General features: G+C 42.0%; 22 protein-coding genes. 12 read left to right on the forward strand and 10 right to left on the reverse strand.

Translation table 11 applies throughout. From position 1 onward, the window contains the following. Nucleotides 1-23: 23 nt before the first annotated feature. The 7 genes from murA to mlaF are packed head-to-tail and all read right to left on the reverse strand — an operon-like array spanning nt 24 to nt 4,695. A complete protein-coding gene (gene murA / locus C9J42_RS10905) occupies nt 24-1,274 on the reverse strand; it encodes a UDP-N-acetylglucosamine 1-carboxyvinyltransferase (RefSeq protein ID WP_105061019.1) in 1,251 nt (416 codons plus the stop codon). 11 nt (nt 1,275-1,285) lie between these two features. Continuing rightward, on the reverse strand, nt 1,286-1,540 hold the full coding sequence (gene ibaG / locus C9J42_RS10910) for a BolA family iron metabolism protein IbaG (RefSeq protein WP_005371165.1): 255 nt from the start codon (nt 1,538-1,540) through the stop codon (nt 1,286-1,288). 19 nt (nt 1,541-1,559) lie between these two features. Further along, a complete protein-coding gene (locus C9J42_RS10915) occupies nt 1,560-1,877 on the reverse strand; it encodes a lipid asymmetry maintenance protein MlaB (RefSeq protein ID WP_199187038.1) in 318 nt (105 codons plus the stop codon). Then, nucleotides 1,874-2,509: a phospholipid-binding protein MlaC gene (gene mlaC / locus C9J42_RS10920; protein WP_107206536.1), complete on the reverse strand. Its 636-nt coding sequence runs from the start codon at nt 2,507-2,509 to the stop codon at nt 1,874-1,876. The genes C9J42_RS10915 and mlaC overlap by 4 nt, the downstream gene beginning before the upstream one ends. Before the next feature lie 8 nt (nt 2,510-2,517). Further along, complete coding sequence (mlaD, locus tag C9J42_RS10925) at nt 2,518-2,997, reverse strand: outer membrane lipid asymmetry maintenance protein MlaD (RefSeq protein WP_005371156.1); 480 nt, start codon at nt 2,995-2,997, stop codon at nt 2,518-2,520. Nucleotides 2,998-3,054: 57 nt separating this feature from the next. Then, complete coding sequence (mlaE, locus tag C9J42_RS10930; protein ID WP_107206646.1) at nt 3,055-3,837, reverse strand: lipid asymmetry maintenance ABC transporter permease subunit MlaE; 783 nt, start codon at nt 3,835-3,837, stop codon at nt 3,055-3,057. Nucleotides 3,838-3,894: 57 nt separating this feature from the next. After that, nucleotides 3,895-4,695 (reverse strand): phospholipid ABC transporter ATP-binding protein MlaF, encoded by an 801-nt coding sequence (gene mlaF, locus C9J42_RS10935; RefSeq protein WP_107206535.1) that lies wholly within the window; start codon nt 4,693-4,695, stop codon nt 3,895-3,897. A gap of 519 nt (nt 4,696-5,214) precedes the next feature. On the opposite strand from mlaF, the gene C9J42_RS10940 reads away from it, so the two are divergent. The 11 genes from C9J42_RS10940 to mgtE all read left to right on the forward strand — a co-directional run bounded on the left by C9J42_RS10940 (nt 5,215) and on the right by mgtE (nt 14,137). Beyond that, complete coding sequence (locus tag C9J42_RS10940) at nt 5,215-6,174, forward strand: calcium/sodium antiporter (protein WP_107206534.1); 960 nt, start codon at nt 5,215-5,217, stop codon at nt 6,172-6,174. Between the two features lie 14 nt (nt 6,175-6,188). Beyond that, nucleotides 6,189-7,160: a KpsF/GutQ family sugar-phosphate isomerase gene (locus tag C9J42_RS10945; protein WP_107206533.1), complete on the forward strand. Its 972-nt coding sequence runs from the start codon at nt 6,189-6,191 to the stop codon at nt 7,158-7,160. A 62-nt stretch (nt 7,161-7,222) separates the two neighbouring features. Continuing rightward, nucleotides 7,223-7,786, forward strand: coding sequence for an LPS export ABC transporter periplasmic protein LptC (gene lptC, locus C9J42_RS10950; protein WP_107206532.1), 564 nt, complete (start codon nt 7,223-7,225; stop codon nt 7,784-7,786). Continuing rightward, a complete protein-coding gene (lptA, locus tag C9J42_RS10955) occupies nt 7,767-8,273 on the forward strand; it encodes a lipopolysaccharide transport periplasmic protein LptA (protein ID WP_107206531.1) in 507 nt (168 codons plus the stop codon). The genes lptC and lptA overlap by 20 nt, the downstream gene beginning before the upstream one ends. Before the next feature lie 9 nt (nt 8,274-8,282). Continuing rightward, the gene (gene lptB, locus C9J42_RS10960) at nt 8,283-9,008 is read left to right on the forward strand and encodes an LPS export ABC transporter ATP-binding protein (RefSeq protein WP_005371141.1); all 726 of its coding nucleotides are present in this window, start codon (nt 8,283-8,285) and stop codon (nt 9,006-9,008) included. Between the two features lie 73 nt (nt 9,009-9,081). After that, a complete protein-coding gene (locus C9J42_RS10965; protein ID WP_107206530.1) occupies nt 9,082-10,551 on the forward strand; it encodes an RNA polymerase factor sigma-54 in 1,470 nt (489 codons plus the stop codon). 35 nt (nt 10,552-10,586) lie between these two features. Next, on the forward strand, nt 10,587-10,874 hold the full coding sequence (gene hpf, locus C9J42_RS10970; protein ID WP_005371137.1) for a ribosome hibernation promoting factor: 288 nt from the start codon (nt 10,587-10,589) through the stop codon (nt 10,872-10,874). A gap of 2 nt (nt 10,875-10,876) precedes the next feature. Beyond that, nucleotides 10,877-11,326, forward strand: a complete 450-nt coding sequence (gene ptsN, locus C9J42_RS10975) for a PTS IIA-like nitrogen regulatory protein PtsN (RefSeq protein ID WP_107206529.1) — start codon at nt 10,877-10,879, stop codon at nt 11,324-11,326. Nucleotides 11,327-11,365: 39 nt separating this feature from the next. Next, the gene (gene rapZ, locus C9J42_RS10980) at nt 11,366-12,217 is read left to right on the forward strand and encodes an RNase adapter RapZ (protein WP_107206528.1); all 852 of its coding nucleotides are present in this window, start codon (nt 11,366-11,368) and stop codon (nt 12,215-12,217) included. Further along, a complete protein-coding gene (locus C9J42_RS10985) occupies nt 12,214-12,486 on the forward strand; it encodes an HPr family phosphocarrier protein (RefSeq protein WP_107206527.1) in 273 nt (90 codons plus the stop codon). Before rapZ ends, C9J42_RS10985 begins: the two co-directional genes overlap by 4 nt. 289 nt (nt 12,487-12,775) lie before the next feature. After that, nucleotides 12,776-14,137: a magnesium transporter gene (mgtE, locus tag C9J42_RS10990; protein ID WP_107287268.1), complete on the forward strand. Its 1,362-nt coding sequence runs from the start codon at nt 12,776-12,778 to the stop codon at nt 14,135-14,137. Nucleotides 14,138-14,224: 87 nt separating this feature from the next. Here mgtE and pmbA read toward each other — a convergent pair whose 3' ends face one another. Further along, nucleotides 14,225-15,568, reverse strand: a complete 1,344-nt coding sequence (pmbA, locus tag C9J42_RS10995; RefSeq protein ID WP_105061026.1) for a metalloprotease PmbA — start codon at nt 15,566-15,568, stop codon at nt 14,225-14,227. A 113-nt stretch (nt 15,569-15,681) separates the two neighbouring features. Between pmbA and yjgA the strand changes: the two genes are divergently transcribed. Beyond that, entirely contained in the window at nt 15,682-16,209 is a 528-nt protein-coding gene (yjgA, locus tag C9J42_RS11000; RefSeq protein WP_107246317.1) for a ribosome biogenesis factor YjgA, read from the forward strand. 99 nt (nt 16,210-16,308) lie between these two features. Here yjgA and tldD read toward each other — a convergent pair whose 3' ends face one another. Both tldD and C9J42_RS11010 read right to left on the reverse strand, forming a co-directional pair. Then, entirely contained in the window at nt 16,309-17,754 is a 1,446-nt protein-coding gene (tldD, locus tag C9J42_RS11005) for a metalloprotease TldD (RefSeq protein ID WP_107287267.1), read from the reverse strand. A 19-nt stretch (nt 17,755-17,773) separates the two neighbouring features. After that, nucleotides 17,774-18,592, reverse strand: coding sequence for a carbon-nitrogen hydrolase family protein (locus C9J42_RS11010; RefSeq protein ID WP_107206523.1), 819 nt, complete (start codon nt 18,590-18,592; stop codon nt 17,774-17,776). Nucleotides 18,593-18,655 lie beyond the last annotated feature (63 nt).

Consider the following 18,655-nt stretch of genomic DNA (forward strand, 5'->3'; position numbering starts at 1 on the left):
TTCTTATTTAAAAATAAGACATCTTAGATACGTTCGATGTTCATACCTAATGCACTAAACTTCTGCTCGATAAACTCGTAACCACGGTCGATATGGTAAATACGATCAACAATCGTCTCACCTTTCGCAATGCTACCTGCAATCACAAGGCTTGCTGATGCACGTAAATCTGTTGCCATCACTTGAGCACCACTTAAACCTGCAGTATCACCACAAATAACAGTGTTACCTTCAATCTCAGCGTGAGCGCCCATACGAATTAACTCAGGAATATGCATGAAACGGTTTTCAAAAATCGTTTCAGTAATAATACCTGTGCCTTTGGCAATGAGGTTCAGTAGTGAGAATTGCGCTTGCATGTCTGTTGGGAAACCTGGATGTGGCGCGGTACGGATATTGACCGCTTTAAGCTCACGTCCTGTCATGTCAAGGCTGATCCAGTCTTCACCCGTTTCAACCAAAGCGCCTGCTTCTTCAAGCTTTGCTAATACCGCTTCCATTAATTCAGGCTTGGTATTACGACACATAATCTTGCCACCAGAAACAGCAGCAGCAACAAGGAAAGTTCCCGTTTCAATACGGTCAGCAACCACTTCGTGGTAACCACCACCAAGACGCTCAACGCCTTCAATGGTAATGGTTGCAGTACCTGCACCTGAAATTTTTGCGCCAAGTGCATTTAAAAATGCAGCTGTATCTTCAATTTCAGGCTCACGTGCTGCATTTTCAATAACCGTTGTGCCTTCAGCCAATGTTGCTGCTGACATAATCGTTACTGTTGCACCAACACTGACTTTATCCATCACGATATGTGCGCCCTTCAGGCGACCATCAACACTCGCTTTCACGTAGCCTTCATCAAGCGTGATTGTTGCGCCTAATTGCTCTAAACCTACAATATGAAGATCAACAGGGCGCGCGCCTATCGCACAACCGCCAGGTAGTGAAACCTGACCTTGACCAAAACGAGCAACCAATGGGCCAAGTGCCCAGATAGAAGCACGCATCGTTTTCACTAAATCGTAAGGAGCACAAAACTCATTCACATCACTTGCATCGATATGAACTGAGCCATTACGTGATACTTTTACGCCTAAACGAGAAAGTAGTTCCATTGTCGTATCGATATCACGTAATTTTGGAACATTTGCAATTTCTACAGGCTCTTCAGCAAGCAAAGCGGCGAATAAAATCGGCAATGCTGCATTCTTAGCGCCAGAAATTGACACTTCACCGCTTAGTGGACCACCGCCCTGAATACGAAACTTCTGCATTGTTTACCTCGTTATAACGACATTAGCTTTTTATCACGCATCCATTCTTCAGGTGTATACGTTTTGATACTTAATGCGTGAATGTCGTTTGCTGCAATTCGATCCATTAACGGACCATAAATAGTTTGTTGTTTTTTCACTCGGCTCATGCCGTCAAAAATCGTACTCACTGCAATAACTTCGTAGTGACTACCTTCACCTTTAACAATCACTTCATCAAGATCTAAGGCGTTTTCTAAAATTTGTTTAATCTCGGAGATTTCCACAAGCTATCCTCTCTAAAGCTCACTGCATGCTAGCGGCTAAAATGGGTTCAACATGGCTCAAGCGTAACAATGTTTTTAGCTGCTCGGGCACATTAAGCAGGGTGAAGTCACATCCTGCGCTGCTTAATTGCTGGTGAAGATGCAATAACATCACCATGCCAGCTGAGTCGACTCGACTCAAACCACCTAGATCGAGCAAGACCTTGTTTGAATCAGGTACCCACTCGTTTCTACGTCGCCAAAAAGCTGGCACTGTGTCACGTTCTAAACAACCTGACAAGCAATATTGGTCATTACCGAGAGCTTGCCATTTGATCCTATCCTCAGACATGATCATTTTTTCTCGATCTGAATTGGCTTAGCAGCAAGATCGCGTAGGTTTTGCGTTACCGCATCGATTCCCTTCGTGCGAAGCTCACCACTCCACTCACTTTGCTTAGTCGAAATCATACTGACTCCTTCAGCAACCATGTCAAATCCTTGCCATTCTTTTGTCTTTTTATTTAAACGTAGCTTAAAATCAAGACGAATAGGTGGGCGTTGATTATCGACAATATCAACGCGTACTGACACGATACTACGATCTGCGGGAACCGCTTTGGCAGGCTCAATCTGAATTTTCTGATCAGTATACTGCGTTAACACCTGAGCATAAGATGCGACTAAATATTCAGTGAACGCTTCCGTGAATGCATCACGCTGCTCTGCGGTAGTTTTCTTTAAATTTGAACCCAACACTTTATAAGCGGCATAACGTGTATTGATATAAGGCAATAGCTCTTTTTTAACAATAATACGTAACTCTTCTGGATTGGCTTGGATCTTCGGCTGCTCTGCTTTTAAGGTTTTAAATAACTGAACAGAAACTTTATCCATCATCGTGTATGGATTGGTCTGATCGATTGTTGCAGCCTGCACCAACATCGGTAGGGCAAGAAAAGCCAGCATTAGGCATCGTAAAAATTTCATTGGTGCTCCTAGTCTTTTTTGTCACCGCCAATGCTATATAGCACTTGGCCTATCATATCTTCTAATACTAACGCAGATTTCGTGTCTTCAATAAGATCGCCGTTATGTAGCATCTCGACATCGTCATCAACGAACCCAGGGGAAATACCTAAATACTGCTCACCTAAAAGGCCAGATGTTAAAATTGAAGCCGAGCTCGTTTCAGGGAAATAACCAAATTTTTTGTTAATCGATAACGTAACCATCGGAATATAGGTTTCTTTATCAAGGTTAATAGCTGTCACTTCACCAACGGTTACACCACCTACCTTCACGGGAGAGCGGACTTTTAAACCACCGATATTATCGAAATGGGCTTTTAATGTGTAACTTTCATTACTACCAAAGCTTTGTAGGTTAGCAACTTTGAAAGCTAATACTAATAATGCTGCAATTCCGGCTAACATAAAAATGCCAACCCACAGTTCTAAACGTTTATTTTGTTGCATGCTTTTATCCATTTAATTTGTTTTGTCACACTAAGACCATGTTGGTTTCTTTACGAATTAGCTACCAAACATCAGTGCAGTCAAAATAAAATCTAAGCCCAATACCGCCAGTGATGAATTCACCACTGTTCGTGTCGTTGCTCGGCTGATCCCTTCAGAAGTAGGAACGGCATCATAACCATTAAATACCGCAATCCAGGTTACCGTTATAGCAAAAGCAACAGCCTTAATAATGCTGTTCCCTATGTCATAACTAAAGTTCACTGACGATTGCATGACCGACCAGAAACTACCGTAATCAATCCCTTTCCAATCAACGCCAACAATTTGCGCCCCCCATAAACCTACAACACTAAACATCAGTGCTAATAATGGCATTGAGATAACACCAGCCCAAAAACGTGGTGCAATCACTCGACGCAGCGGATCAACCGCCATCATTTCCATACTTGAAAGCTGTTCAGTGGCTTTCATTAAACCTATTTCAGCGGTAAGTGCAGATCCTGCTCGCCCAGCAAACAACAGTGCTGTCACTACCGGACCTAATTCGCGTAGTAAAGACAATGCAACCATTTGTCCTAAGCTCGTTTCGGCACCAAAGTCAGCCAGTACAAGGTAACCTTGTAAACTCAGCACCATGCCGATAAACAAACCTGAAACAAGAATAATCGCTATTGATAAAACACCAACTGAATACAGTTGCTTTATTAATAACGGAAACATTTTTCTTGGCTGAGGCTTACTCACCAATGCGCCAAACAACATTAACGTTGCTCGGCCCATTGTTTGGCATTTTTCAATACCACTTCGCCCTAAATCAGCTATCGCATCAACAATCATTTTTTGCTCGTAATCCATCGAATAACAGATGCGCATGACACGCATCGTGAATAACGCTTAACCAAATAAATCTTGCTCTAATGGCTGCGCTGGAAACTTAAAAGGAACGGGGCCATCAGCATCACCGTCTAAGAACTGACGTACGCGAGGATCTGGATTTTCTCGTAATTCTTGAGGGCTACCACTGCCAATAATTTTACCACCTGATAGTAAGTAAACATGATCAGCGATACTCATCACTTCGGGTACATCATGAGAAACAACCACAGATGTCATACCTAATGCTTTATTGAGACTACTGATTAATTGCACTAACACACCCATCGTAATGGGATCTTGTCCGACAAAAGGTTCGTCATACATCATTAATTCAGGATCAAGAGCAATGGCACGAGCTAAGGCCGCTCGACGTGCCATACCGCCAGATAACTCATTCGGCATCAATTGCGCCGCACCACGTAACCCTACTGCTTCTAATTTCAGTAACACTAAACTACGCAATAAATCGTCAGGTAAATCGGTATGTTCCCGCAACGGAAATGCAATATTGTCGAAAACGTTCATATCAGTAAAAAGCGCGCCCGATTGAAACAACATACTCATTCGTTTACGAGCTTGATATAAATCACTGCGTTTTAAGGTTGGGATATTCCACTCATCAAACCATACTTCGCCGTTATCTGGCACAATTTGACCACCAATTAAACGGAGTAATGTTGTTTTACCTATGCCCGAAGGTCCCATAATTGCGGTTACTTTTCCTCGTGGCACATCAAGGGAAATATCATCAAAAATGAATCGTTCTCCACGAGAAAATGTTAGGTTTTTAATCGAAATCAGTATATCGCTTTTAGCCATTGCTTCGTATTCGCCTCTAATTACTGGTAATTTCTCATGAAAAACACTAATTATTATTAAAAATCAGTAAATTATGACTTAGCCACAGGAAAAATCATATTTATCGCGTGAAAGCCATTATAGCTAAGGATAATAAGGAGAATAAAACATCAACTCAAGTTAGTCGGTTCATATCTCATCTATTGTTACAGTGTTAAGGCGTATTGCTGTTATTTTAAACGCCAATTACTTGGATAACGATTCTTATTAACCTTTTCTTGTATTATTTTAACTTAACAATTGAACGCTATTCAAATACTTGTATCATCCCTAAAAATAGCAAGGCTTTACAATCCATCATGATAAATTCATCGTGATTGTTATTTTCCCTCATAAATGTTCACAATAGAGAGAATTAGTCATTTGTTATACTTCCCTTTTGCTTTGCTAACCGTCAAAATTACGGCCTAATATCAAAAGCGATTCAACGCTAGATTTACTGTACTCGTTTTTAACGTGCCATTTTTAAAAGGGATTAGAATGCTCGAAGCCATTGTATTGCTCTGTGTAGGGTTAGTGTTATTAGTATGGAGTGCCGATCGATTAGTATATGGCGCTGCAGCACTGGCTAAAAATTTTGGTGTTGCGCCACTTGTTATCGGTATGACAATACTGGCAATGGGCTCTTCGGCACCCGAAATGATGGTTTCAGCGACCGCAGCACTTGCAGGTAAAACCGATACAGCAGTAGGTAATGTGCTTGGCTCTAATATCGCCAATATTGCTCTGATTTTAGGTATAACGGCAATGTTGAAGCCACTATCAATCAGTTCAACCATTATTCGCCGTGAATTACCGCTAATGTTAGGCGTGACCGTTATTGCTGGCCTCTTACTGTGGGATAATTATTTAGGCCGAATGGAAGGCGCTTTTCTTGCCGTGCTTTTTGTCCTGTTTTTACTTGCGATGTTAAAAATCAGCAAGTCGAGCAAAAACGATCCTCTTGCTGAAGAGCAAGAAGCTGAGATCCCAACCGGCGTTAAAAACTCATCCGCTATTATCTGGGTCTTTATTGGTTTAGGTTTACTGCTTTACTCATCTGATATGGTAGTAGAGTCAGCCGTAGTTATTGCTAAACACTACGGCATGAGTGACTTAGTGATTGGTTTAACGATCATTGCTGTTGGTACCAGTTTGCCTGAGCTTGCCGCTTCTATCGCGAGTATTTACAAGGGTGAAGATGATATGGCGGTAGGTAATATCATCGGCTCCAATGTCTTTAATATTTTAGCAGTAATGGGTATACCTGGGCTGCTGAACCCATCAGTATTAAGTCCTCTTGCGATGGGGCGTGATTTTTATGTCATGCTCGGACTGTCTGTATTGTTATTATTAATGGCATTAGGTAAACGCCGTCGAATCAATCGTGTTGAAGGCGGTCTTTTGGTACTGTGCTTTATTGCTTACCAAGCTTACCTATTCTTAAATATTTCCGCATAATGGAGAATAATCAGATGTCTCGCTCCTTTGACTTTTCTAGTCATGGCAAAAAAGTGCTGGATATTGAAATTCAAGCATTACAAAACATCAGCCGATATATTAATGATAGCTTTAATAAAGCCTGTCAGCTGGTACTCGATTGCCAAGGCAAAGTCATTGTGATGGGAATGGGTAAATCGGGTCATATTGGTAGAAAACTAGCAGCAACACTGGCGAGTACCGGTACACCTGCCTTTTTCGTACATCCTGGTGAAGCAAGCCATGGTGATTTAGGCATGATCAAACAAGAAGATGTTGTGATCGCAATTTCTAACTCTGGCGAAGCAGCTGAAATTTTAGCGTTACTGCCTGTTATTAAACGATTGGGAATTCCCATGATCAGCATGACAGGCAAGCCAACATCCAGTATGGCAAAAATGGCAGTTATCAACTTACAGATCACTGTAGATAAAGAAGCTTGCCCATTAAATCTAGCACCAACCTCAAGTACGACAGCAACACTTGTGATGGGTGATGCATTAGCAATTTCAGTTATGGAAGCACGTGGATTTACGGCAGATGATTTTGCTTTGTCTCATCCAGGAGGAGCACTTGGACGAAAATTATTAATGCGTATCGCGGATGTCATGCATACCGGTAAAATGCTGCCTATTATTGAAGAAACAGCCAGCATTAAAGATGCCTTGCTAGAAATCTCAAAAAAAGGCTTAGGCATGACGGCTATCGTTAATAATAAGCAACAACTTAGCGGGATATTTACCGATGGTGATTTACGCCGTTTACTCGATAACCATATTGATATCCACAATACGAGTATCGGTGATGTGATGTCTTGTAACCCGCAAACCATTTCTCCTCAACTGCTCGCAGCTGAAGGGTTAAAAATAATGGAAGATCGTAAAATCAATGGGTTGCTTGTGACTGAAAACGCTCAACTGGTTGGTGCATTAAACATGCATGATTTATTAAAAGCAGGCGTGATGTAGTAGCATACTCAGTATAACGCGTAACGAATTAGAACAATGAAACATGATAAAGGCTTAAGTCTATGACTTTAAAAAGGCTACTCTATGTACTTCTGGTAATATTTTGTGCATGGTTAGGCTACAACCAACTTGAACAACAGTGGCAACAAGATCATCAAGTAAAACCTGATGATGAAAAGCCAATGTTCATTGGTAACGATATCAGTAATACAACCTTTGACCCCACAGGTATTCGTAGTTATCAAATCGATTCAGATCATCTTGAATACTTTGAAAAAAGTGGTGAGACCGATTTTGTAAAACCTGTATTGTGGGTATTTAAGGAAGGTAAGAATGCAGAATGGCGGATCAGCTCCAATACCGCTATCTTAGATAAAAATAAGGTACTGAATCTTCATGGCAATGTTCGTATGTTTAACTTATTACCCGATTCAGATATCCAAGTGATCAAAACAGATAACTTGCAATTGAATATTGAAACTCAAGATTTTAATACTCAAGACCATGTCATGATTATAGGCCCCGCCTTCCAAAACCAAGGTGAAGGTATGACGGGTAATATGAAACGTAAAGTCGCTAAACTCTTAAAAAATGTGAAAAGTAGATATGAACCGACTGAAAACTAGTGCCCTACTATGCTTATTGTGTGTTAGCACATCGTCTTGGGCATTAAAAAGTGATACTAAACAACCGATTAATATCAGCTCGAATAGCCAAGAACTTGATGTAAAAAATAACATTGCAACCTTTACTGGCAATGTAAGATTACGTCAGGGCACAATTGATATTCATGCTGATAAAGTTGTTGTAACACGCCCAAATAGCAACGCCAAAGAGCAAACTATTGTTGCTTATGGTAACCCTGCCACCTTCCATCAAATTATGGATGATGGTAAGCCTATTGATGGCGAAGCATTAAAAATGCGCTATGACACAAAAACAGAATTTTTGAAAATGACGGATCACGCAGTCTTGATACAAGATGGCAGTGAAATCAAAGGTAATGTCATCACTTATAAGATCGATGAACAACGTTTGGTTGCAAAAAGTGGCGACAAAGAGCGCGTAACTACCGTCATCCAACCAAATCAATTGAACAATAACAAGAAATAAACAGTATCTATGGCTATTCTAAAAGCAGAACACCTCGCAAAAAGCTATAACGGACGTAAAGTTGTTTCTGATGTTAGCCTTGAGGTTGAATCTGGAAAAATCGTCGGTCTATTAGGACCTAACGGGGCAGGTAAAACGACATCGTTTTATATGATTGTAGGTTTAGTTGCACGAGATGAAGGTGTGATCACCATTGATGGTGACGATATCAGCCTACAGCCCATGCATAACCGTTCACGTATGGGTATCGGTTATTTACCTCAAGAAGCATCGATTTTCCGCCGCTTAAGCGTTTATGATAACTTGATGGCGGTACTCCAGACGCGCAAAGAATTAACGAAAGAAGAGCGCCAAGACAAAGCAGAAGATTTATTGGATGAGTTTAACATCCAGCATATCCGTAACAGTCTTGGCCAATCATTATCAGGTGGTGAGCGACGCCGTGTTGAAATTGCACGAGCATTAGCCGCAAACCCTAAATTTATTTTACTTGATGAGCCATTTGCTGGTGTTGACCCCATCTCTGTGATCGACATCAAAAAGATCATTGAACATTTACGTGATCGTGGGCTTGGCGTCTTAATAACAGACCATAATGTAAGGGAAACACTTGATGTCTGTGAGCATGCGTATATCGTAAGTCAAGGACAGTTAATCGCTAACGGTACACCTGAACATGTTCTCAACGATGAGCATGTTAAGCGCGTGTACTTAGGTGACCAATTCCGCTTATAACACATTACATAGGTCTGCTATTGAAGAAAAAGCCACAGCATAAAAATAATAACGACAAGGTATATCTACGTTAATGAAAACTTCGCTCCAGCTTAAGCTAGGCCAACAACTGGCCATGACGCCGCAGCTACAGCAAGCTATTCGCCTGCTGCAGTTATCTACTTTGGATCTCCAACAGGAAATTCAAGAAGCCCTAGATGGAAATCCATTGCTAGAGCTGGAAGAAAATGAAGATCTTTCGACAAACGATGATAAAGCTGCGACAGAATCTTCAACAGACGATGCCTCTGACAATATTGATGATATTGAAAGCTTTGACACCGCCGATGTTATCGATACCAATGAAATGCCAGAAGAACTCCCCGTCGATACGACTTGGGATGATGTTTATAGCGCAGGAACAGGCAGTACGGGCATTGCACTTGACGATGATATTCCTGCCTATCAAGGGGAAACCACGGAATCGTTGCAAGACTACCTAATGTGGCAAGTTCAGCTAACCCCATTTAGTGAAACTGATCTTGCCATTGCAACAGCTATCATTGATGCTGTTGATGAAAAAGGATATTTATCCTGCTCTGCAGAAGATATTCTAGAGAGTTTTGATGATGATGAACTTGAGCTAGATGAAGTTGAAGCGGTATTAAAACGCGTACAACAATTTGACCCTCTCGGTGTCGCTTCTCGTAATTTGCAAGAATGCTTGTTATTGCAACTGGCTACCTACCCAAAAGAGACCCAGTGGCTCACTGAAGCCAAAATGCTACTGTCTGATCATATTGCTCTTTTAGGCAATCGTGATTATCGACAACTGATGCGTGAAACCAAACTAAAAGAAGCCGATTTAAAAGCCGTAATGGCGTTGATCCATTCGCTCGATCCGCGTCCAGGCAATCGTGTTATTCATTCAGACACCGAATATGTGGTACCAGATGTCTCTGTGTTTAAAGATCACGGCAAATGGGTAGTCACTATCAACCCTGACAGCGTGCCACGTATTAAAGTCAATGAACAATACGCAGCATTAAGCAAAAATACCCGTAATAGTGCAGATAGCCAATTTATTCGTACTCACCTGCAAGATGCTAAATGGCTGATCAAAAGTTTAGAAAGTCGAAATGAAACATTACTCAAAGTTGCTCGCTGCATTGTCGAACATCAGCAAGACTTCTTTGAATATGGCGAAGAAGCGATGAAACCCATGGTATTAAATGACATCGCCCTTGCCGTAGAAATGCATGAATCCACCATATCTCGAGTCACAACGCAAAAATATATGCATACACCTCGAGGTATTTTTGAATTGAAATACTTCTTCTCAAGTCATGTCAGTACGGATAATGGTGGCGAATGTTCGTCTACTGCCATCCGCGCACTGGTGAAGAAACTTGTTGCAGCAGAAAACCAAGCGAAGCCATTAAGTGACAGCAAAATTGCGACACTACTAGCCGAGCAAGGCATTATGGTAGCAAGGCGGACTATCGCTAAGTACCGTGAATCCTTAGGTATTCCGCCGTCGAACCAGCGAAAACGTCTGATCTAGATTAACAGGTCAGATCCAACAAAAGGAAGATGTCTATGCAAATCAATATTACAGGGCACCATGTTGATGTAACCGATTCTCTTCGTGAGTATGTCACGACCAAGTTTGAAAAACTTGAGCGCTTCTTCGATAAAATAAACAATGTCCAAGTAATACTTAATGTTGAAAAGCTTCAACAGATCGCTGAAGCTACGCTACATATTAACGCAGGGGAAATCCACGCAAAAGCGGATTCTGAAAATATGTATGCTGCGATTGATGAATTGACTGATAAACTCGTCCGTCAATTAAACAAACACAAAGATAAGCTCAACAGCCACTAACTATGCAACTTAGTCATGTATTGAGCCTGGACTGCACTAAAAGTGCAGTCCCTTGCTCCAGCAAAAAACGCGCGCTAGAACTCATTAGTGAGATAGCTGCCGCTCATCTCGATCAAAACCCACAGCCACTATTCGAATGTATGCTCAATCGTGAAAAGATGGGGACTACAGGTATTGGTAATGGTATTGCGATCCCTCACGGACGTATCAGTAATAGCGATCAAGCCATTGCCGTACTGATTCAATGCCAAGAACCGATTGATTTTGACGCAATTGATAATCAGCCCGTTGATCTTCTGTTTGCGCTGTTTGTACCAGAAGAACAATGTAAAGAGCATTTAAAAACGCTTGCAAGCATGGCTGAAAAGCTAGGTAACAAGCAAGTATGTAAACAACTGCGTCATGCAACTAGCGATCAAGAGCTGTATCATATTCTTACCGATGAATCGTGAGCTTTTACTCCATATCCCAATTACCGAGGTAAATAAACCATGATGTTAATGGTTGTAAGTGGCCGTTCTGGTTCAGGAAAATCTGTCGCCTTACGTGTGCTTGAAGATCTCGGCTATTACTGTGTCGATAATCTACCTGTTACTCTACTACCGCAATTTGTCAAAGACATTGCCCATACAGAGCAAGATATAGCAGTCAGTATTGATGTACGTAACATGCCTCAGCAGCCAGGTGAAATACAGCGTATTCTCAAATCACTTGAGAACGATGTTGATGTTAACGTTGTTTTTCTCGATGCTGATGATAAAGAGTTAGTTAAACGTTATAGCGAAACTCGTCGCTTACATCCTTTATCTCGGCAAAATATGACTCTAGAGCAAGCGATTACCTCTGAAAGTGCCATATTAGGTGATTTAAAAGAGCACGCTGATTTAGTTATCGATACCACAAATAAATCCATTCATGATTTAAGTGAAACCGTTCGTGCTCGCGTATTAGGTCGAGAAGCAAAAGAGCTGATTCTTGTTTTTGAATCATTTGGCTTTAAGCATGGTTTACCTTCAGATGCCGATTATGTATTTGATGTTCGCTTTTTACCCAACCCTCATTGGGTACCTGAACTCAAACCCCAAACAGGGCTAGATCAAGAGGTAAAAGATTTTCTTTCCAGCCAAAGTGAAGTGAATCAACTTAATTACCAAATTCGTAATTTCATCGAAACTTGGCTCCCAATGCTTGAAAAAAACAACCGCAGCTATGTCACGGTAGCCATTGGTTGTACTGGCGGCCAACATCGTTCTGTCTATATTGCACAATCTCTTGCTGACTACTTTGAACACCACGGTCAACAAGTCCAAGTTCGTCACCGCACATTAGAAGAAAAACAATGACTGTCCAACGCGAATTATTTATTAAAAACCGACTCGGCTTACACGCACGCGCGGCAATTAAACTGGTTGAACTAGCACAAAGCTTTACCGCAGTGATCACCGTGAGTAATGCTGATGTATCAGCCACTGCTGACAGTGTCATGGGGCTTTTAATGCTTGATTCTGCGCAAGGACAAAAAATCATGGTAAGTGCTGAAGGTTTAGACGAAGTCTCAGCACTTAACGCTATTTCCGCTTTAATTGAAGCCGGATTTGATGAAGAAAATTAAACATTACGTTTAAGACTCAATGCCACTCACTTTTCAATTACACTTTAAATAATTTTCTCATGTGTCATTGACAACTAAATCTGAAATTCTGCTTTAATTATCGCTATTATTAATAACTCTGTAGGCAACTGGTGATAACTTTCCGTTAAATAACCGAGTAATTGTGTATGTGATATATATGAGAAGGATAAATCTACTCATTATACGTAAAACATGTGAGACAAAAGCTAGGTGATTACGTTAAAATTCAACTTATTGCGCCATCAAAATATAAGTGGGCCTAATACCTATGGCGGATGTATTAGAACAAGATCAAACCCATCAACGACTCCAAGAAGTTAATACTGCATTAGAAAATGGCATGTTTGTCCATGTTCGCCGACTCCTTCAAGAAATGGAGCCGGAAGATATTGCACATCTGTTGGAAGCCTCTCCTCCGAAAGAACGTCAAGTACTATGGCAACTGACCGATCCTGAAGAGCAAGGTGAAATCCTTGATGAACTATCTGAAGATGTAAAAGATGGTATCGTCTCGCAAATGGAGCCAGAGAAACTGGCTGCTGTGACCGAGGGGATGGAAAGCGATGATGTCGCTTATGTACTGCGTAGTCTTCCTGATGAACGTTATCAAGAAGTACTGGCGCAAATGGATAGCACTGACCGTCATCGTATCGAGAAAGCGCTCGCGTACCCTGAAGATACTGCTGGCGGTATGATGAGTACCGACTTCATCACCATTCGTGGTGATGTTACCGCTGATGTTGTCTTACGTTATTTGCGTATGCGAGGCGAGTTACCTGAAGCGACAGATGCTTTATATGTCGTTGATAGCAACGAAACCTTAATAGGCCATTTATCTCTTGCTGCACTAATTACGACACAGCCTGATATTGAAATCAAAGATGTGATGGAAGATGCAGATGAAGCCATTCCTGTCGATATGCCTGACAGTGAAATCGCCAATTTGTTTGAACGTCGTAACTGGGTTTCAGCACCTGTTGTCGATCAAAATAATCTATTACTTGGTCGTATTACTATCGATGACGTGGTCGATCTCATTCGTGAAGAAGCCGAACACTCAATGATGAGTATGGCGGGTATGGACGATGACGAAGATACCTTTGCGCCAGTTTTAAAATCAGCCAAAAGTCGTAGTATTTGGTTAGGTGTTAACGTATTAACAGCACTCGCTGCAGCCTCTGTTTCCAACATGTTTGAAAACACTTTACAACAGATGGCTACTGTTGCTGTATTGATGACTATCGTTCCCTCAATGGGTGGCGTTGCCGGTAACCAAACCGTTGCTCTGGTTATTCGTGGTTTAGCTGTCGGTCACATCGGTGATACCAACACCCGCTGGCTACTAAGTAAAGAGGCCCGTGTTGGTTTAATTAATGGCTTTATATGGGCGTTAATTATCGGTGCGGTTGTCGTTGTTTGGAAAGGCAGTTTAATGCTAGGTGCTATTATGGCCGGTGCAATGCTTGCGAACTTATTTGTCGCTGGTGTCGCTGGTGTTTTGATCCCGATTGGATTGAAAAAGCTCAAGATCGATCCAGCATTAGCTGGCGGTATGGCATTAACGACGTGTACTGATATTGTCGGTTTAATGGTATTCCTTGGTCTTGCGACTATCTTCATTACCCCCTAAAAACAGCCCTTTCCTGTAATATGAATAAATAAAAAAAGCCCGAATCAACATGATTCGGGCTTTTCGTTTTAATCAATTTAGCAAAAATTACTCACCAGCAATCTTCATTGAATCTAATAACATCGAGCCAGTTAAGATCTGACTGCGAGTTTCAGTATCATTACCAATAGCAACGATATTCTGCATCATATCTTTTAAATTGCCAGCAATCGTAATTTCAGACACTGGATATTGAATTTGGCCGTTCTCAACCCAGAAACCCGCAGCGCCACGCGAGTAATCTCCTGTTACGATGTTCACACCTTGGCCCATTAGCTCTGTGACCAATAAACCACGATCCATCTTCTTCAGCATTTGCTCAAAAGACTCACCGGTCGATTTCACCATCCAGTTATGAATACCACCCGCATGACCTGTTGGTTGCATATTCATTTTACGGGCAGCGTAGCTGGTCAATAAGTAAGTTTGTAGCACACCATCGGTAATGATTTCACGGTCATAAGTGGCTAAACCTTCGCTATCAAACGGGGTACTCGCCATACCACGTAAAATATGTGGACGCTCGCTAATACCTAACCACTCAGGGAAAATTTGCTCACCTAACTTATCAACCAAGAAAGAAGATTTACGGTACAGATTAGCACCACTGATCCCCATCACTAAGTGACCAAACAAGCCTGTGGCAATATCCGCTGCAAACATCACAGGTGCTTCACGGGTTGTCAGTTTCTGCGCATCAACACGCCCCACTGTACGCTCAGCTGCATGGCGACCCACACGCTCTGGTGTCCACATCTCAGAGGCTAAACGTGAAGTGGTGTAGCTGTAATCTCGCTCCATCTCACCATTTTTACCTTCCGCTATCACACAACAACTGATGCTGTGACGACTTGAGGCATAACTTGCCAACATGCCGTGGCTGTTTCCATAAACACGGACACCGTAATGGCTATCATAGCTTGCGCCATCACTTTGTTTAATTCGAGGATCATAAGCTAATGCGGCTTCTTCTGCAGCAATAGCAATCGCGGCTGCGCGATCGGGCTCTGGCTCATCTGGGTGGAATAAATCCAAATCAGGAATATCACGTGCCATTAACTCTTTCGGACCTGGCCCTGCAAAAGGATCTTCTGAAGTGTAATTAGCAATATCCAGTGCGGCTGCTACTGTCTGAGCAATTGCTGATTCACTTAAATCAGAAGTTGATGCGCTGCCTTTGCGATTTCCGCGATAAACAGTGATCCCTAATGCGCCATCACTATTAAATTCAACATTCTCAACATCACACATACGTGTAGAGACACTGATCCCTGTTGTTTTGTTAATGGCTACTTCGGCGGCATCCGCTTGTTTACCGGCGACTTCCAGTGCTTTCGCAACCGCAGCTTCCAGTTCAACACGCTGCTGGGCTACCTGTTCTCTTACGTCCATACAATCACTTAAGGTTAGAGTTTTGCTTATTGGTTATAGAATAATGTAATTTACGCCCAAAATCGTTATTAAACTGATAAAATAGAGCTATTGATAGTGTTAGTGAGCCCATTATGAGCCGTAAAAACAAGAAAGCCCCTTGGGATGAAGAAGAAGAAATCATCTGGGTAAGTAAATCCGAGATGAAACGCGACATGGATGCGCTACAAAAAATTGGTGAAGAGTTAGTTGAATTAACACCTAATGCACTCGCTAAGATGCCTCTTGATGACGAAATGATGGATGCAATTAAAGACGCTCAGCGCTTTAATAAAGAAGCACGTCGTCGTCAACTTCAATATATCGGTAAGCAAATGCGCTTTATCGACATTGAACCAATCCAAGCGGCACTCGATAAATTACGTAATAAGCACTCTCAGCATACTGTTGCGCTGAAAAAGCTTGAGCTAAAACGGGATAAGTTAATCGAAAATGGCGATAGCATGATCAATGCTATCTTGGTCGATCACCCAGATGCTGATCGCCAACATTTACGCCAGCTTGTTCGCCAAGCAACAAAAGAAAAATCACAAGAGAAGCCAGGTAAGGCTTACCGTGAAATTTTCCAATACCTTAAATCTTTATACCTAGAAGATAAGTGATCACTCACCTCTTTTCGTTGTGATAAAGTAAAAATAAAAAAAGCCAGCAGGAATTATTCATGCTGGCTTTTTCTTTATCAAATAGACGTGCGAGAAGATTTACTCAGTGCCGCCTACTGTCATTGAATCAATTTTCAGGGTTGGCTGACCAACACCCACAGGTACACTTTGTCCCGCTTTACCACACACACCCACACCACGGTCGATATCTAAGTCATTACCAACCATAGAAACTTGCTGCATCGCTTCAATACCGCTACCAATTAAAGTTGCGCCTTTAATTGGACGAGTGATCTTACCGTTTTCAATTAAGTAAGCTTCTGATGCAGAGAATACAAATTTCCCCGATGTGATATCGACCTGACCACCACCGAAGTTAGGGGCGTAGATGCCTTTCTTCACGCTGGAAATAATTTCTTCTGGTGTATGTTCACCAGGCAGCATGTAAGTGTTTGTCATGCGAGGCATAGGTAAATGCGCATATGACTCACGACGACCATTACCAGTAGGCGCTACGCCCATTAGACGTGCGTTAAGCTTATCTTGCATGTAGCCTTTTAGCTTACCGCCTTCCACCAGCACATTGTATTGTGAAGGTGTTCCTTCATCATCAATGTTAATAGAGCCTCGACGATCAACCAGTGTACCGTCATCGACAATGGTACATAACGGTGATGTGACTTGCTCACCTAACTGACCAGAGAACATCGATGAACCTTTACGGTTAAAGTCGCCTTCAAGGCCATGGCCGACAGCTTCGTGTAATAACACGCCAGGCCAACCCGCTCCTAAAACCACCGGCATGGTACCTGCAGGGGCAGCGTCTGCTTCTAGGTTAATCAATGCTTGGCGGATAGCTTCATCAGCAAAATACAATGCTTGGCTTTTACCATCGGTTTCAGTTAAGAACATTTCATAACCGTAACGACCACCGCCACCGGCACTACCACGCTCACGTTTATCGCCTTTTTCAACCAGAACACTGATAGATAAACGAACAAGCGGGCGAATATCTGCCGCATAAGTGCCATCAAGCGCGGCAACTAACACCTCTTCATAGACACCATTGATGCTAACCGACACTTCCGTGACTAATGGCTCTTTAGTACGAATATAAAGATCAATTTCTTCCAGTAATGCAATTTTTTGGAATTTATCAAGACTGCCTAATGGATTAATAGGGGCATAAATACCTGATGGTGTTAGTGGGCTGAAAGTTTGTACTTTGCCACTTCCCCCTTGGCGCACAATACCACGTGCCGCTTTGGCACTTTGCGTTAGTGCCAATAGGTTTATTTGATCAGAATATGCAAAACCTGTTTTCTCGCCAGCAACCGCACGTACACCTACACCACGATCGATATTAAACGAACCATCTTTAATAATACTGTCTTCCAGTACTAACGACTCATGCCAGCAAGATTGGAAATAAATATCGGCATAATCCACATCTCTTGCTGCAATTAGCCCAAGGATATTATGCAGTTCATCACGGCCAAGACCTGATTGGTCTAGCATGGTATTTTCTACGGTGTTAAGGGTCATTAATTTGCTCTTAAATTATTTAGCGCGGTTGAACATAAAATTTAGTATGTTCAGCAACAGGCATGTTGGCGCGGATCTTCTCAGATAATTGTAAATCAATATTGGCAGTCAGAACACCGGTGCCTTGCTGCTGACAGGCAACAATTTGCCCCCAAGGATCAATAATCATTGAGTGGCCCCATGTTTCTCGCCCTTCATTATGCTCGCCCCATTGTGCAGCGGCAATCACCCAACACTGAGTTTCAATAGCACGAGCTCGTAATAATACTTCCCAATGCGCTTTACCTGTTAACTTAGTAAACGCTGCGGGCACAACAATAATATCAGCGCCTTGTGCGCGTAATGCACTATATTGCAATGGAAATCTTACATCATAGCAAATCGACATCCCGATATTGCCATACGGTGTTTTTACGACTTTAAGCTCATCACCCGCTTTAAAAGTATCAGACTCTCGATAGCTACGGTGTTTATCGGCAACATCGACATCGAACATATGCAGCTTATTATAATGTTCTTGGAGTTGGCCTTTATCGTTATATAACAAGCTGGTTGATGTGATTGAACCATCGGGTTGTAAGATAGGCATTGAGCCCAGTAAAAGCCAAATGCCTAACTTTTCAGTTAATGCTGATAATTCTTTTTGAAATGGGCCGTCATTGAGAGGTTCAGCCCATTTCTGGTAATCTGCTTTACTACCAAAAACTAAGGTATTTTCAGGAGTAACAACCAATTTAGCCCCTTGTAGCTGAAGCCCTTTCACTTTCTTTTTTAATTTAGTGAGATTATGTTCAGGATCGGCTCCCGAATTCATTTGTACTAAACCAATCTTCGCCATGACCTTCTCCCTGGGCCTATACACTTGTTATACTCAACATATAACGTATTTATTACTATCTCT

This window comes from Photobacterium sp. GB-56 (assembly GCF_003026105.1).
Taxonomy (GTDB): domain Bacteria; phylum Pseudomonadota; class Gammaproteobacteria; order Enterobacterales; family Vibrionaceae; genus Photobacterium.

Coding starts and splice junctions, on each gene's coding strand:
- murA (WP_105061019.1), bottom strand. CDS start 1,274: ATGCAGAAGTTTCGTATTCAGGGCGGTGGTCCACTAAGCGGTGAAGTG.
- C9J42_RS10915 (WP_199187038.1), bottom strand. CDS start 1,877: ATGATCATGTCTGAGGATAGGATCAAATGGCAAGCTCTCGGTAATGAC.
- mlaC (WP_107206536.1), bottom strand. CDS start 2,509: ATGAAATTTTTACGATGCCTAATGCTGGCTTTTCTTGCCCTACCGATG.
- mlaD (WP_005371156.1), bottom strand. CDS start 2,997: ATGCAACAAAATAAACGTTTAGAACTGTGGGTTGGCATTTTTATGTTA.
- mlaE (WP_107206646.1), bottom strand. CDS start 3,837: ATGATTGTTGATGCGATAGCTGATTTAGGGCGAAGTGGTATTGAAAAA.
- mlaF (WP_107206535.1), bottom strand. CDS start 4,695: ATGGCTAAAAGCGATATACTGATTTCGATTAAAAACCTAACATTTTCT.
- C9J42_RS10940 (WP_107206534.1), top strand. CDS start 5,215: ATGCTCGAAGCCATTGTATTGCTCTGTGTAGGGTTAGTGTTATTAGTA.
- C9J42_RS10945 (WP_107206533.1), top strand. CDS start 6,189: ATGTCTCGCTCCTTTGACTTTTCTAGTCATGGCAAAAAAGTGCTGGAT.
- lptC (WP_107206532.1), top strand. CDS start 7,223: ATGACTTTAAAAAGGCTACTCTATGTACTTCTGGTAATATTTTGTGCA.
- lptA (WP_107206531.1), top strand. CDS start 7,767: ATGAACCGACTGAAAACTAGTGCCCTACTATGCTTATTGTGTGTTAGC.
- lptB (WP_005371141.1), top strand. CDS start 8,283: ATGGCTATTCTAAAAGCAGAACACCTCGCAAAAAGCTATAACGGACGT.
- C9J42_RS10965 (WP_107206530.1), top strand. CDS start 9,082: ATGAAAACTTCGCTCCAGCTTAAGCTAGGCCAACAACTGGCCATGACG.
- hpf (WP_005371137.1), top strand. CDS start 10,587: ATGCAAATCAATATTACAGGGCACCATGTTGATGTAACCGATTCTCTT.
- ptsN (WP_107206529.1), top strand. CDS start 10,877: ATGCAACTTAGTCATGTATTGAGCCTGGACTGCACTAAAAGTGCAGTC.
- rapZ (WP_107206528.1), top strand. CDS start 11,366: ATGATGTTAATGGTTGTAAGTGGCCGTTCTGGTTCAGGAAAATCTGTC.
- C9J42_RS10985 (WP_107206527.1), top strand. CDS start 12,214: ATGACTGTCCAACGCGAATTATTTATTAAAAACCGACTCGGCTTACAC.
- mgtE (WP_107287268.1), top strand. CDS start 12,776: ATGGCGGATGTATTAGAACAAGATCAAACCCATCAACGACTCCAAGAA.
- pmbA (WP_105061026.1), bottom strand. CDS start 15,568: ATGGACGTAAGAGAACAGGTAGCCCAGCAGCGTGTTGAACTGGAAGCT.
- yjgA (WP_107246317.1), top strand. CDS start 15,682: ATGAGCCGTAAAAACAAGAAAGCCCCTTGGGATGAAGAAGAAGAAATC.
- tldD (WP_107287267.1), bottom strand. CDS start 17,754: ATGACCCTTAACACCGTAGAAAATACCATGCTAGACCAATCAGGTCTT.
- C9J42_RS11010 (WP_107206523.1), bottom strand. CDS start 18,592: ATGGCGAAGATTGGTTTAGTACAAATGAATTCGGGAGCCGATCCTGAA.